Origin of the sequence: Escherichia sp. WS3227_2 (assembly GCF_046486495.1) — a bacterium.
Classification (GTDB): Bacteria; Pseudomonadota; Gammaproteobacteria; order Enterobacterales; family Enterobacteriaceae; genus Escherichia; species Escherichia coli.
Genome location: NZ_JBJQLG010000004.1, coordinates 1 through 12804, shown reverse-complemented (window position 1 = coordinate 12804; position 12804 = coordinate 1). Strand labels below are relative to the sequence as shown.

Sequence of the window (12804 nt, the reverse complement as noted above, 5' to 3'; positions counted from 1 at the left end):
AATCAGTTAATCCCCGTTTGCACCGAAAGAATATGCTGCAAACTTTCTACCATAATGCGCCCCGACTGAAATAAGCCTTCCTGGATTTCATTGTTAACATTCACAGCGTGAACCAGGGAGGCTAATAACACCACTTGCAAGAAGGCAAAAATAAACGCACCGATAATCATAATATGCGTCAGGGGGATTTTCCTTTGCTCCTTCATTTTAAATAACCCACAAACTGACCTTCCTTCATTAAGGCGACTTTTCCCGTGTGGTGATAAACAATGACGTTATAAAGACCTGACTGATAAACAGTGGCATCTTTATTGTCTTCATCAATTGCACATAATGAATCATTGAGATAAGCAAAGTTCTTACTGCTCATTCTAAAGGTCATGCCAAATCCTTTATAAATAGATTTTTTAGCGGCCTGGGCATGTTGTGCGGCTTCTGCATTTTTAAATGCCTGCGCCTCGGATGCACTTAAAATAGCCGTCTGACGCTGTTGTTCTGCGAGATAACAGGTGTCATGGCTGACGCCCTGCGCCTGGCAATCTGCGATGCGGGAAGTGGGTGAACTACAGCCAGCCAGTAATATAACCGCCAGCAGGGAAAACGATTTAATGGAACTATTCATCATTGTTAACCTTAAATAATGTGCGGAAAATTGCGAATAAGAAATTGCTGTTAAAATTAGAACGAATATCCCACGCCGACACCCGCGCCGAAATCAGATTGCGTATCCGCAGAGACACCGGCTTTAATCACGGTATGCGTTCCGGCATTAAAAGATGTTCCGAAAGACACCGCAGATTCACCGTTGAAGGTTCCCGCTCCCGCTGACATCATCATAAAGTCACCGGCTTTCACCTGTGGTTGTGAGGCGATAGCGATGGCTGATGCAGTTCCCGCATTGGCTTCTTTACGGTTGTCCTCAACTTCGTTTTTCAGCGAACTGAAATGGTTATTGAGCGTAGTAATCTGCTGGCTATTATCCGCTACTCGTTTTTGCGTGTTGCTTAACTGCTGATGCGTTTGGGTTACGTCTTGTGTCAGGCTGTCAATTTGTTCATGCGTTTGCGTTGAGTCTTGCGCCAGACGCTGAATTTGTTCCCCGTACTGCACACTATCGATATGCTGTTGTGTTGCCTGGTTAGTCGCCAGAGTATCTATTTTTTGTTTTTGTTCTGCTGCAGTACGCGCATTCGCATCATTTTGTGCTCTCAGTCCGGCGTTAACCATCTCTTGATAATGTGCGTTGGTCTGGCCATCGCCAAGTGCGGAAACCGTTTTTTGCGTCGCGTCGATTTGTTTCTGCTGATCGTCCATTTGTTGCTGCTGGGTGTCCGCTTGTTCCTGTTGCGCATTGGCAGCAGCAGTCTGTCTGGCGTCAATCATGCTCTGATATCGGGCGGCAGTCTGTACATCACCGGTGGCGGCAACGGTTTTCCGGGTTTCGTCGAGTTGTTGCTGCTGGTCAGCAATATCGCTGCGGTTCTGTTCGATATTATTTTTGTTTTCTGTCACAGCACCGGAAAGTTTGACGCCGTTCATCAGAGCGGTGTTGGCGTTAGCGCTGGCATGGTCAGCCGTTGACTGGGCATGTGCGACATCGCCTTTTATGTTGGTGACGTCTGACTGCACTGCGGAGACATCATTACGGGTGTCGGCGATGGCGGCTTTATTGGCATCAATATCCGTCTGCGCCACCATAATGGCGTGCTGCGCGTCATCAGCTTTCATTGAAGCCCAGTTGGCGGCATGTTGTGCGTCCTGAATGGCGGTATCCTGCCCGTTGTCGCGGTCGGTCTGCGCTTGATTGGTTATCGGGTTCAGCGTATTGGTGGGCTGTACGGGAGAAGCAGCTGTATTTTCCTGAGGTGTCGTTGTCCGGTAATCATGCGCAATCAGATAATTTTGTGCGGCTGCACTATTCCCTGTCCTTTCTAAAAATCGACCAATTTTCTGATCAATTTCCGATTGCGACATTCCTGGCTGGATTGCCGTTAATTCTGTCGTTGCCGCCTCAACAGTATCACCCGCAAACGCAGATGGACTTACGGCGGTAGCAACAACGACAGCCAGTAAAGACAGCTTTACAGTTTTCATGCATTTTTTCTCTTTCAAAGTAAGTCACATATTTGTTTCTATAAGCAACGTAAAACGTTGTTATAAGAATTAATCTGCGTTGCAATTTGATCGAAATCTACGCCGCCATTTGTGTGATGTAAAGCGCATTTTTGTCTGGTGTAAGCGTAAACATCACCAATAAGAAACAAAAAATGTTTCTTATATAAATAAAATAGAAAATCATTTTGTGCTCTTTCAATGTAAAAAAGAGTAAAGACTTGTTTTGATAAGCGAAATAAATTCTGTTTCTGGACTAAACGTGAAGCGGTTCCTGATGTGTGCTAAAATGCGTTTCTTTGATAAATCTCAATTTTTAAGAGGTTTACGCCAGGCAGGAAAATTTAAATGAATGAATTTGAGAAGATTTTTAATGAAATGAATCTGGACCGGGCATTGCTACCGATCCTTTTTCGTTCGAACCGGTCAACAGTGTGGAAATATTTGAGTGGTGATAGTACGGCTCCTGCCTCAGCTATGTCACTGATTATGCTGTTGCAGTTAATCCAGAAACGAAACCCCGATCTGTTAGCCGAATGGTTAACGCTTTCTGATTTCACCATTCCGCCAGAAGTTTACCTGGACCAGCCTGATTACTGGAAAGGGTGGGTGTATACGCAACACAAGGTCAATAAAAACGTCCTGGAATATCTAAAAAAACATTATCCGGATGAAGACCAAAAAAACATGAATAAAGGTAGTGACGAGTAATTTGCCAATGCCAGTTAATATAGCGGAGGCGGCCTACGATTCGGGCGCAGACTTCCAGGCATGATAAGACGCGCCCGCGCCGCATCAGGCATCAGCGCATAACCGCCGGATGCGGCGTAAACGCCTTATCCGGCCTACAATTCGGGCATATTTTGTAGGCATGAAAAGACGCATCAGCGTCGCATCAGGCGATGACCGCACGGATAATCAGCGTTATCCCTTCTATCGCAATCACCTCAACATGCGTACCTGCACTGAGATCCTCGCTGGCGCTGACAGGCCATGAACTGTCACCGACGCGCATATGACCTCGCCCGTTGACCAGCGGAGATTCCAGCACAAAACGTCGGCCAATAAGCTGCTGCCCGCGCTGGTTTAAATGACTGTCGCTGTGCTTTTGTTCGCGCACCCGCCGCGACAACCATTTCCACCACAGCCAGGCGGCGAGCAGCGTCAGGACGGCAAACATCACCCCTTGCCACTCCCAACCCAGCGGCAACAGCCAGACCACCAGGCCGGTAATCACCGCTGCCACGCCGCTCCACAACAGATAACCATTTCCGCCCAGCATCTCGGCTGCCAGCAGCAACCCGCCGAGACTGAGCCAGAAAATATGTGGATGAACGACCATTAACTCCATCATGGCTGAGTCCGCTTGTTGGCGCTGTCTTTCACCAGCTCGGCAATCCCGGCAATCGACCCCATCAGGCTGCTGGCCTCTAATGGCATCATCACTACTTTGCTGTTACTGGACGAACCGATCTGCTGTAACGCTTCGGTGTATTTCTGTGCGACGAAGTAGTTCACCGCCTGAATATCACCGGAGGCGATGGCTTCAGACACCATTTTGGTGGCGCGGGCTTCTGCTTCAGCGGAACGTTCACGAGCTTCAGCCTGTAAAAACGCCGACTGACGTTCGCCTTCCGCTTTCAGGATTTGCGACTGTTTTTCACCTTCGGCTTTGAGGATTTCCGCCTGACGGATCCCTTCCGCTTCGAGGATGTAAGCGCGTTTGGTACGTTCCGCTTTCATCTGCGCGTTCATTGAAGAGATAAGCTCTGCCGGTGGGCGCACGTCGCGAATTTCAATACGGGTGACTTTAATCCCCCACGGGTTGGTGGCCTCATCGACAATACGCAGCAGGCGTGAGTTGATGCTGTCGCGCTGAGAGAGCATTTCATCAAGTTCCATTGAACCCAGCACGGTACGGATGTTAGTCATGGTCAGGTTGATGATCGCCAGCTCCAGATTGCTGACTTCATAAGCCGCGCGCGGCGCGTCAATCACCTGAATAAAGCACACGGCGTCGATGGTAACGTTGGCGTTATCTTTCGAGATAACTTCCTGGGAAGGGATATCGAGCACTTGCTCCATCATATTGATCTTGCGACCAATGCGATCCATAAACGGCACCACCAGACTGAGCCCCGGCTGTAACGTTTTGGTATAGCGACCAAAACGTTCTACCGTCCATTGATAGCCCTGCGGCACGATTTTGACGCCCGCGCCGACAATGACCAGCGCGACAAAAATGAGAATCGGGATAAAGATAAGCATCGGAAAAACCTCCTGTTGTACCGTCCATAATCAGCAAAATTGCTGCTTGATTAAACAAATTATACCTGATTACTGAAAGAGAGTTCCCCCTTATTCCTGGGAAGGATAAACTGTTTTTAGTAAAAATCAGAAAAAGGGAACAGCGATGCAGGAAAATAGTCCTTTGCTTCAGCTACAAAACGTAGGATATCTGGCGGGTGATGCGAAGATTCTTAATAACATCAATTTTTCGCTGCGTGCTGGCGAATTTAAGTTAATTACCGGTCCTTCTGGTTGTGGCAAAAGTACGCTGCTAAAAATAGTTGCTTCATTGATCAGCCCAACCAGCGGAACGTTACTGTTTGAAGGTGAGGATGTCAGCACACTAAAGCCAGAAATCTACCGCCAGCAAGTGTCTTACTGCGCCCAGACGCCGACGCTGTTTGGCGATACGGTATACGATAATCTGATCTTTCCCTGGCAGATCCGTAACCAGCAGCCTGACCCAGCCATTTTTCTCGATTTTCTCGAACGCTTCGCCTTACCGGACACCATTTTGACGAAGAATATCGCCGAGCTATCTGGTGGTGAAAAACAACGCATCTCATTGATTCGTAACCTGCAATTTATGCCGAAGGTTTTATTGCTGGATGAAATCACCAGCGCGCTGGATGAAAGTAATAAACATAACGTTAATGAGATGATCCATCGCTATGTGCGCGAGCAAAATATTGCCGTGCTGTGGGTGACACACGATAAAGACGAAATTAATCATGCGGATAAAGTGATTACACTGCAACCGCATGCCGGAGAAATGCAGGAAGCACGCTATGAACTCGCATAATATTACTAACGAATCATTGGCACTGGCATTAATGCTGGTGGTGGTGGCAATCTTAATTAGCCATAAAGAAAAACTGGCGCTGGAGAAAGATATTCTCTGGAGCGTCGGGCGCGCGATAATTCAGCTGATTATTGTCGGCTATGTGCTGAAGTATATTTTCAGCGTGGATGATGCCAGCCTGACATTATTGATGGTGTTATTTATCTGCTTTAATGCGGCGTGGAACGCGCAAAAACGCAGTAAATATATTGCTAAAGCTTTTATCTCATCGTTTATTGCCATTACGGTCGGGGCGGGAATTACCCTGGCGGTGCTGATTCTCTCAGGGTCGATTGAATTTATCCCGATGCAGGTGATCCCTATCGCCGGGATGATAGCCGGTAACGCCATGGTAGCGGTGGGGTTGTGTTACAACAATTTAGGGCAACGGGTGATTAGCGAACAGCAACAGATTCAGGAGAAACTGAGTCTTGGCGCGACGCCGAAACAGGCTTCAGCGATATTGATTCGCGACAGTATTCGCGCGGCTTTAATTCCGACGGTCGATTCAGCAAAAACGGTTGGCTTAGTGAGTTTACCAGGAATGATGTCCGGGCTGATATTTGCCGGGATTGATCCGGTGAAGGCGATTAAATATCAGATTATGGTGACCTTTATGCTGCTCTCAACCGCCAGCCTGTCGACCATTATTGCCTGCTATTTAACCTATCGTAAGTTTTACAATTCGCGCCACCAGTTGGTGGTGACGCAATTGAAGAAGAAATGATGCAATGCCGGATGCGCAGCATCGCATCCGGCGTTGTGGTTCATGTGCCGATCAACGGAAATTCAATACAACAACGCATACAGCTGGCGGCGATACTTCGACGCCAGTGCATCACCTGTACCCAGCGCAGCGAGGATCTCCTGGAACGTTTTACGCGTCTGACCGTCTGCGGCAGTGAGATCTTTACGCAGATGCCCAAACAGTAACTCCAGCGCCTCTTCATTGCGCCCAACCTGGTGCAGTTGCAGTGCCAGTTGCGTTGCCAGTGCGGCATCTTCTGGATTCTCTGCCACCTGCTGTTGCAACTGTTGAATTTCCGGCGTATCAGCCGCCTGCTTCAGCAGTTCGATTTGCGCCACCAGCCCCTGATAGCGGGTGTCCTGATCCTGCAACGGAATGGTTTTCAGCACGGCTTCTGCATCTTCAGAACGGTTCAGTGCAATCAGCGTTTCTGCCAACAGCAGGCCGATCTCCCCGTTCTGATTCGACAACTGCCAGGCGTCTTTCAGCAATGGCAAGGCGTCGGTGTAATTGCCTTCTTGCATCAGTTGCATCGCCTGCTGCGCTTTCAGCTCTTCTTCACGCGGCAGCACTTTATCCAGCAGGGCGCGGATCGCCTCTTCCGGTTGCGGCCCCTGGAAGCCGTCTACCGGTTGCCCGTTCTGGAACAGATACACGGTCGGAATCGCGCGCAGACCAAACTGGGCGGCAATCATCTGCTCCGCGTTGCAGTCCAGCTTCGCCAGAATAAATTGCCCGTTGTACTGCGCCGCGAGGCTTTCCAGAATTGGGGTTAACTGCAAACAGTGCTGGCTACGTTCAGACCAAAAATAGAACAGCACCGGAGTGGTCATCGACTGTTCAAGAACCTGTTGCAGGTTAGATTCGTTAATGTTGACAATATTTTCTACGGACATGGAGTCGCTCTCTGTTGTCGATATTTTCTTTGACATGGGGGCTTAAGCGCGCGCTTCAACTCACCCCTGCAATATTTTGTCCATCACGCGCCCCGGCAGCAGGCGCTTAAGCACCATTACTGCCCAGGTCACCAGCGTTACCGGATAGCGCATCTTCGGTTTCTCGCTAATAAAAGCATGGCGTACTTTGTCCACCACCGCTTCCGGTCCCAACGTAAAGCGGGCGGCGATGCCAGGATTTTCGACTGGTTTATCACTTTGCGTCTGGTTGACGTTGTCGGTGAAGCGAGTACGAATGGGACCGGGTTCGATCAGGCTAACTTTAACTCCGCTGTGGCGCAGCTCCATGCGCAGCGCATCCGACCACGCCTCCAGCGCATATTTACTGGCTGCGTAAGCGCCGCGACCCGGCGTGGAGATTAATCCCATCACCGATGAGGTCATCACAATACGCCCTTCACCGTGCGGTAACATCGCGGGTAACAGGCGCATGGTGAGCTGGTGTGCGCCGAAAAAGTTGGCGGAAAACTGCTGTTCCATCTGCGCACGGCTGATGGTGGAAAGGGGGCCATACATGCCGAATCCGGCATTGTTAAAGATCCCATACAGACAATTATCGGTCAGGGCGATCACTTCGTCGGCTGCGCGATCAACACTTTCTGGCGAATCCAGATCGATCAACACGCCGGTAAATCCCATGCTGTTCATGCGCTCAACATCATCCGCTTTCCGGCAACCTGCCAGCACATGAAAACCCTGGCGTTTTAATTCGAGCGCGCTTTCCAGGCCAATTCCACTGGAACATCCGGTAATTAAGACCGATTTTTGCATAACTTTACCTGTCAGGATCTCCGTTGCTTTATGAGTCATGATTTACTAAAGGCTGCAACTGCTTCGCCATCCAGTCGGCAATAAACGGCTGGGCGTCGCGGTTGGGATGAATACCGTCATCCTGCATCCATTGTGGCTTGAGGTAGACCTCTTCCATAAAAAAGGGCAGCAGCGGAACATCAAACTCTTTGGCGAGTTTGGGGTAAATGGCGCTAAAGGCTTCATTATAACGGCGACCATAGTTTGCAGGCAGACGTATTTGCATTAACAATGGTTCAGCGTTGGCGGCTTTGACATCCTGCAAAATCTGGCGCAGCGTTTGCTCGGTTTGTTGTGGCTGAAAACCACGCAAACCGTCATTGCCGCCCAGTTCTACCAGCACCCAGCGCGGCTGATGCTGTTTCAGCAGAGCCGGAAGGCGCGCCAGCCCTTGTTGCGAGGTGTCGCCGCTGATGCTGGCATTGACTACCGACGTTTTACTCTGCCACTTATCATTCAACAAGGCAGGCCAGGCCGCGCTGGCAGACATTCGATACCCGGCGCTCAGGCTATCACCCAGAATCAATAACGTGTCCGCTGCGGCGGCACGGAAGGTTAACAGGACCAGGAACAGGAAGGGCAAATGCCAGCGGAAAACATTGTTGAAGTTCATCATCTTAAGAAGTCCGTCGGTCAGGGGGAGCATGAACTCTCCATCCTCACCGGAGTTGAGCTGGTTGTCAAACGTGGCGAGACCATCGCGCTGGTGGGCGAGTCGGGATCGGGTAAGTCAACCTTGCTGGCGATCCTCGCCGGGCTGGATGACGGCAGCAGTGGCGAAGTGAGTCTGGTAGGACAACCGCTACATAATATGGACGAAGAAGCGCGGGCAAAGTTGCGCGCGAAGCACGTAGGCTTTGTTTTTCAGTCATTTATGTTAATTCCTACCCTTAACGCGCTGGAAAACGTCGAGCTTCCGGCGCTGCTGCGCGGTGAGAGTAGCGCGGAAAGTCGTAACGGGGCGAAAGCGTTGCTCGAACAGTTAGGACTGGGTAAACGTCTGGATCATCTTCCGGCACAGCTTTCCGGCGGCGAACAGCAACGAGTGGCGCTGGCGCGAGCTTTTAATGGTCGGCCTGATGTGCTGTTTGCCGACGAACCCACCGGCAATCTTGACCGCCAGACGGGCGATAAAATTGCCGACCTGCTGTTTTCCCTCAACCGTGAACATGGCACCACGTTGATTATGGTGACCCACGACCTGCAACTGGCGGCACGCTGCGACCGCTGCTTACGGCTGGTGAACGGGCAGTTGCAGGAGGAAGCATGATTGCACGTTGGTTCTGGCGCGAATGGCGCTCGCCGTCGCTATTAATTGTCTGGCTGGCGCTAAGCCTGGCGGTGGCCTGCGTGCTGGCGCTGGGCAATATCAGCGATCGCATGGAGAAGGGCTTAAGCCAGCAAAGCCGGGAGTTTATGGCGGGCGATCGGGCGTTGCGCGGTTCGCGCGAAGTGCCGCAAGCGTGGCTGGAGGAAGCACAAAAGCGCGGCCTGAAAGTCGGCAAGCAGCTGACTTTCGCCACAATGACCTTTGCAGGCGACACACCGCAGCTGGCGAACGTCAAAGCGGTGGATGATATCTACCCGATGTATGGCGATCTGCAAACTAATCCCCCTGGCCTGAAACCGCAGGCGGGCAGCGTATTGCTGGCCCCACGCCTGATGGCACTGCTTAACCTGAAAACAGGCGACACCATCGACGTGGGTGATGCCACCTTGCGGATTGCCGGAGAAGTGATTCAGGAACCGGATTCCGGTTTTAACCCCTTCCAGATGGCTCCGCGTCTGATGATGAATCTGGCGGATGTCGATAAAACCGGAGCCGTGCAGCCGGGAAGTCGGGTCACCTGGCGCTATAAATTCGGCGGCAACGAGAACCAGCTCGACGGCTATGAGAAATGGTTGTTACCCCAGCTTAAACCCGAACAACGCTGGTACGGTCTGGAACAGGACGAAGGCGCGCTGGGGCGCTCGATGGAACGCTCGCAACAGTTCCTGCTGCTTTCGGCGCTTCTGACCTTGCTGCTGGCAGTGGCAGCGGTGGCGGTGGCGATGAATCATTACTGTCGCAGTCGCTACGATCTGGTGGCGATCCTCAAAACTCTGGGGGCAGGGCGAGCGCAACTGCGTAAGCTAATCGTCGGTCAGTGGTTGATGGTGCTGGCGCTTTCAGCCGTTACCGGCGGGGCGATAGGCCTGTTGTTCGAAAACGTGTTGATGGTGCTGCTCAAGCCCGTTCTGCCTGCTGCACTACCGCCAGCCAGCCTCTGGCCGTGGCTATGGGCGCTGGGCACCATGACGGTTATCTCGCTGCTGGTGGGGCTACGACCATACCGCTTGTTGCTGGCAACGCAGCCTTTACGCGTATTACGTAATGATGTGGTAGCGAACGTCTGGCCGCTGAAGTTTTATCTGCCGATTGTCAGTGTGGTGGTTGTGGTGCTGCTCGCCGGATTAATGGGTGGCAGCATGCTGCTTTGGGCGGTGCTGGCGGGCGCGGTAGTACTGGCTTTGCTGTGCGGTGTGCTGGGCTGGATGCTGCTGAATGTACTTCGCCGCATGACGCTGAAATCGCTGCCTCTGCGCCTGGCGGTTAGCCGCCTGTTACGTCAGCCGTGGTCAACGTTAAGCCAGCTTTCGGCATTTTCGCTCTCCTTTATGCTGCTGGCGCTGTTGCTGGTATTGCGTGGCGATCTGCTCGACCGCTGGCAACAGCAGCTACCGCCAGAAAGCCCGAACTACTTTTTAATTAACATCGCCACAGAACAGGTAGCACCGCTAAAAACGTTCCTCGCGGAACATCAGATAGTCTCGGAATCATTTTATCCGGTGGTGCGGGCGCGACTGACGGCGATTAACGACAAGCCGACAGAAGGCAATGAAGATGAGGCGCTTAACCGCGAACTCAATCTTACCTGGCAAAATACGCGGCCCGATCATAATCCGATTGTCGCCGGTAACTGGCCGCCAAAAGCCGATGAAGTGTCGATGGAAGAGGGGCTGGCGAAACGCTTAAACGTTGCCCTCGGCGATACCGTGACTTTTATGGGCGATACCCAGGAGTTCCGCGCTAAAGTGACCAGTCTTCGCAAAGTGGACTGGGAAAGTCTGCGGCCTAATTTCTATTTTATTTTCCCGGAAGGGGCATTAGACGGGCAACCGCAGAGCTGGCTTACCAGTTTCCGCTGGGAGAATGGCAATGGCATGTTGACGCAACTCAACCGCCAGTTCCCGACCATTAGCCTGTTAGACATTGGCGCGATTTTAAAACAGGTCGGTCAGGTGCTGGAGCAGGTAAGTCGGGCGCTGGAGGTGATGGTGGTGCTGGTCACCGCCTGCGGTATGTTGCTGTTGCTGGCACAGGTGCAGGTGGGAATGCGTCAGCGTCATCAGGAGCTGGTGGTGTGGCGCACACTCGGTGCGGGGAAAAAACTGCTGCGCACCACGTTGTGGTGTGAGTTCGCCATGCTCGGGTTTGTTTCTGGCCTGGTGGCCGCAATTGGTGCGGAAACGGCGCTGGCAGTGTTGCAGGCGAAAGTGTTTGATTTCCCGTGGGAGCCAGACTGGCGATTGTGGATTGTTCTGCCGTGCAGCGGTGCGCTGCTGCTGTCGCTTTGCGGCGGCTGGCTGGGCGCGCGACTGGTTAAGGGTAAGGCGCTGTTCAGGCAGTTTGCGGGGTGATGAGAGTAAATAAGGGGCGTTCTGGTTGAATGGAACGCCTTGTTTAAATTAATTCTACAATATGTTTCATTGATGATGTTATTGAATTGGTGATTTCCTATCTTTCTATTGCTGATATTAATCTGAATCGGTGGAGTTTAATAATTTTAAATATAGCCCTACAAAAATAACTCAGACTAATAAAATCATAAACCATATGCGTTGAATGGATATTATCCATATAGTGAATTTGTTGATGATGAATTCATCTGTGCTAAAAATGTTAGTTTAATAAAATATTGAAAGTGACCTGTAATAACAGTTGTTGTTGATTGAGAACAAATAAGTTTATGTGAAAAATATATAAATACATTAGCTGGTCTTGTGTGTCATTTTATTTTTTTGTTGCTAACACAGGAATATGAACAATAACTAAAAGGGCACTTTATATGAGCGGAAAACCAGCGGCGCGTCAGGGAGATATGACTCAGTATGGCGGTCCCATTGTCCAGGGTTCGGCAGGTGTAAGAATTGGCGCGCCCACCGGCGTGGCGTGCTCGGTGTGTCCGGGCAGGATGACTTCGGGCAACCCGGTAAATCCGCTGCTGGGGGCGAAGGTGCTGCCCGGCGAGACGGACCTTGCGCTGCCCGGCCCGCTGCCGTTCATTCTCTCCCGCACCTACAGCAGCTACCGGACGAAGACGCCTGCGCCGGTGGGGATTTTTGGCCCCGGCTGGAAAGCGCCTTCTGATATCCGCTTACAGATACGCGATGATGCACTGGTACTCAACGACAACGGCGGACGGAGCATTCACTTTGAGCCGCTGCTGCCGGGGGAGGCGGTGTACAGCCGCAGCGAGTCCCTGTGGCTGGTGCGTGGCGGTAAGGCAACGCAGCCGGACGGCCACACGCTGGCGCGGCTGTGGGGGGCGCTGTCGCCGGATATCCGGTTAAGCCCGCATCTTTACCTGGCGACCAGCAGCGCACAGGGACCGTGGTGGATACTGGGGTGGTCAGAGCGGGTGCCGGGTGCTGAGGACGTACTGCCAGCGCCGCTGCCGCCGTACCGGGTGCTTACCGGGCTGGCGGACCGCTTCGGGCGGACGCTGACGTACCGGCGTGAGGCCGCCGGTGACCTGGCCGGGGAAATCACCGGCGTGACGGACGGTGCCGGGCGGGAGTTCCGTCTGGTGCTGACCACGCAGGCGCAGCGGGCGGAAGAGGCCCGTAAACAGCACACCGCTTCCTTATTTTCCCCTGACACCCCCCGCCCTCTTTCAGCCTCAGCGTTCCCCGACACACTGCCCGGTACCGAATACGGCCCCGACAGGGGCATCCGTCTTTCGGCGGTGTGGCTGATGCACGACCCGGCATACCCGGAGAGCCTG

Annotated in this window: 14 protein-coding genes; 6 read left to right on the top strand and 8 right to left on the bottom strand. The window is 52.2% G+C overall.

All coding sequences use genetic code 11. From position 1 onward, the window contains the following. Positions 1 to 2 precede the first annotated feature (2 nt). The 3 genes from ACJHXB_RS06915 to ACJHXB_RS06905 are packed head-to-tail and all read right to left on the bottom strand — an operon-like array spanning position 3 to position 1974. Positions 3 to 206, bottom strand: a complete 204-nt coding sequence (locus tag ACJHXB_RS06915) for a hypothetical protein (protein WP_000664216.1) — start codon at positions 204 to 206, stop codon at positions 3 to 5. Continuing rightward, positions 203 to 625, bottom strand: coding sequence for a hypothetical protein (locus tag ACJHXB_RS06910; protein WP_001305512.1), 423 nt, complete (start codon positions 623 to 625; stop codon positions 203 to 205). Before ACJHXB_RS06910 ends, ACJHXB_RS06915 begins: the two co-directional genes overlap by 4 nt. A gap of 53 nt (positions 626 to 678) precedes the next feature. Beyond that, positions 679 to 1974, bottom strand: a complete 1296-nt coding sequence (locus ACJHXB_RS06905) for a YadA-like family protein (protein WP_020240786.1) — start codon at positions 1972 to 1974, stop codon at positions 679 to 681. A gap of 486 nt (positions 1975 to 2460) precedes the next feature. Here ACJHXB_RS06905 and ACJHXB_RS06900 point away from each other — a divergent pair, with 486 nt between their 5' ends. Then, positions 2461 to 2823, top strand: coding sequence for a hypothetical protein (locus ACJHXB_RS06900; protein WP_001001643.1), 363 nt, complete (start codon positions 2461 to 2463; stop codon positions 2821 to 2823). A gap of 184 nt (positions 2824 to 3007) precedes the next feature. Here ACJHXB_RS06900 and ACJHXB_RS06895 read toward each other — a convergent pair whose 3' ends face one another. Both ACJHXB_RS06895 and ACJHXB_RS06890 read right to left on the bottom strand, forming a co-directional pair. Continuing rightward, positions 3008 to 3466, bottom strand: coding sequence for an NfeD family protein (locus ACJHXB_RS06895; RefSeq protein WP_000970319.1), 459 nt, complete (start codon positions 3464 to 3466; stop codon positions 3008 to 3010). Continuing rightward, positions 3463 to 4380, bottom strand: a complete 918-nt coding sequence (locus tag ACJHXB_RS06890; RefSeq protein ID WP_000904502.1) for an SPFH domain-containing protein — start codon at positions 4378 to 4380, stop codon at positions 3463 to 3465. Before ACJHXB_RS06890 ends, ACJHXB_RS06895 begins: the two co-directional genes overlap by 4 nt. A gap of 145 nt (positions 4381 to 4525) precedes the next feature. Between ACJHXB_RS06890 and fetA the strand changes: the two genes are divergently transcribed. Both fetA and fetB read left to right on the top strand, forming a co-directional pair. Next, the gene (gene fetA, locus ACJHXB_RS06885) at positions 4526 to 5203 is read left to right on the top strand and encodes an iron efflux ABC transporter ATP-binding subunit FetA (protein WP_001157538.1); all 678 of its coding nucleotides are present in this window, start codon (positions 4526 to 4528) and stop codon (positions 5201 to 5203) included. Continuing rightward, positions 5190 to 5969 (top strand): iron efflux ABC transporter permease subunit FetB, encoded by a 780-nt coding sequence (gene fetB, locus ACJHXB_RS06880; RefSeq protein WP_001295323.1) that lies wholly within the window; start codon positions 5190 to 5192, stop codon positions 5967 to 5969. Before fetA ends, fetB begins: the two co-directional genes overlap by 14 nt. Positions 5970 to 6031: 62 nt before the next feature. Here the strand turns inward: fetB and cnoX are convergent, their stop codons facing one another. Genes cnoX through tesA form a run of 3 tightly spaced genes read right to left on the bottom strand, consistent with a single transcriptional unit; the run spans position 6032 to position 8369 of the window. Continuing rightward, positions 6032 to 6886, bottom strand: coding sequence for a chaperedoxin (cnoX, locus tag ACJHXB_RS06875; RefSeq protein WP_080786636.1), 855 nt, complete (start codon positions 6884 to 6886; stop codon positions 6032 to 6034). Positions 6887 to 6946: 60 nt separating this feature from the next. After that, a complete protein-coding gene (ybbO, locus tag ACJHXB_RS06870; RefSeq protein WP_000148932.1) occupies positions 6947 to 7756 on the bottom strand; it encodes an NADP(+)-dependent aldehyde reductase in 810 nt (269 codons plus the stop codon). Further along, the gene (gene tesA / locus ACJHXB_RS06865) at positions 7746 to 8369 is read right to left on the bottom strand and encodes a multifunctional acyl-CoA thioesterase I/protease I/lysophospholipase L1 (protein WP_001295836.1); all 624 of its coding nucleotides are present in this window, start codon (positions 8367 to 8369) and stop codon (positions 7746 to 7748) included. The genes ybbO and tesA overlap by 11 nt, the downstream gene beginning before the upstream one ends. Between tesA and ybbA the strand changes: the two genes are divergently transcribed. From ybbA to ACJHXB_RS06850, 3 genes are all read left to right on the top strand, one after another. Beyond that, entirely contained in the window at positions 8340 to 9026 is a 687-nt protein-coding gene (ybbA, locus tag ACJHXB_RS06860) for a putative ABC transporter ATP-binding protein YbbA (RefSeq protein ID WP_001110573.1), read from the top strand. The genes tesA and ybbA overlap by 30 nt on opposite strands. After that, the gene (gene ybbP / locus ACJHXB_RS06855; protein WP_097446868.1) at positions 9023 to 11437 is read left to right on the top strand and encodes a putative ABC transporter permease subunit YbbP; all 2415 of its coding nucleotides are present in this window, start codon (positions 9023 to 9025) and stop codon (positions 11435 to 11437) included. The genes ybbA and ybbP overlap by 4 nt, the downstream gene beginning before the upstream one ends. Positions 11438 to 11865: 428 nt before the next feature. Next, the coding region (locus tag ACJHXB_RS06850) for a DUF6531 domain-containing protein (RefSeq protein WP_407631326.1) at positions 11866 to 12804 on the top strand (939 nt) is incomplete at its 3' end.